The 1,213-nt window shown below is 53.6% G+C and carries 2 pseudogenes; both read left to right on the top strand.

The window, feature by feature from the left end:
* Positions 1–345 (top strand): annotated as a pseudogene (locus FS767_RS23615) (hypothetical protein); the annotation flags it as partial.
* Positions 336–1,181 (top strand): annotated as a pseudogene (locus FS767_RS21550) (IS3 family transposase); the annotation flags it as partial. The pseudogenes FS767_RS23615 and FS767_RS21550, both read left to right, overlap by 10 nt.
* Between the last annotated feature and the right edge of the window lie 32 nt (positions 1,182–1,213).

A 1,213-nucleotide genomic window follows, 5' to 3' on the forward strand; every position in this document is an offset into this window, starting at 1 on the left:
AAACTCGCCGTTCTTCATCATAAATGGCGTGAAGACCTTTCGTTGCGCGCCACGTCAGCGCTTTACAACCTAGGCAATTCCACACTGGTTCGCAGTTGGGAGGAACAGTATTACAGTGGCGGACATCAACCCCGACCGTCCCGTAAGAAGCCAGTGATTACCGCGATGCCTAAAGCACCCCGCAAGTCTGAAGACGTTTCATCCACGCCTACTGAACAACTCACTCGTGAGCAGTTGCTGACAAGGCTAGCCCAGCTCGAAGCGGAGAACGCCTATCTAAAAAAGCTCGAGGAGCTAGACGAGGAGAAGGCGAGGAAGAAGATAGCCAGGAAAAAACCCGGCTAGTCGCGGCGCTACGTAAGCTTTACCCCCTTGCCTGGCTGCTCAAAGCAGCTCATTTGTCGCGCAGCACTTATTATTACCAGCTCGGCGTGCTCGAGGCTGGGGATCGGTGTGCCTCGCTCAAAACGTTGATACAAGACATCAGCCACCGGCATCGCGGCCGCTACGGGTATCGGCGAGTCACCTCTACGCTGCGTAGCGAAGGGCAATCGGTTAACAGTAAGAAGGTACGTCGTCTGATGGCCGAACTGGACCTGAAATGTACAGTGCGCCCCAAGAAGTACAAATCTTATCGGGGGCTAATGGGCGAAGCCGCCCCCAACATCCTTAAGCGCGACTTCCGCGCAGACCAGCCAAATCAAAAGTGGGTAACGGATGTTACCGAGTTCAAAGTGGCAGGTGAGAAGCTGTACCTTTCTCCGATCATGGATCTTTATAACGGCGAGATCGTTGCTTATCGTACCGACTCCCGACCCCGATTTACCTTGGTAGGCGAAATGTTGGAGATAGCGATCAATAAGCTCCCAGCCAACAGCCGACCGCTCTTGCACTCAGATCAAGGCTGGCATTATCGATACCCTGACTACTGCAAGCGGTTGAAAGAAGCAGGGCTTGAACAGAGCATGTCACGCAAGGGCAACTGCCTGGACAACGCGGCGATGGAAAGCTTTTTTGGGACGCTCAAATCGGAGTACTTCCACCGTGAGCGCTTCGCAAGCGTTGCTGAGCTTAAGGCGGGGTTGGATGAATACATCCATTATTACAACCATGATCGAATCAAAATGAAGCTCAACGGCCTGAGCCCTGTGGCTTACAGGACCCAGGCTGAGATAGGCTAACCAACTGTCCAACATTTGGGGCGCAGCTCAGG

Origin of the sequence: Pseudomonas sp. DE0010, from assembly GCF_007680745.1 — a bacterium.
GTDB classification, from domain to species: Bacteria; Pseudomonadota; Gammaproteobacteria; order Pseudomonadales; family Pseudomonadaceae; genus Aquipseudomonas; species Aquipseudomonas parafulva_B.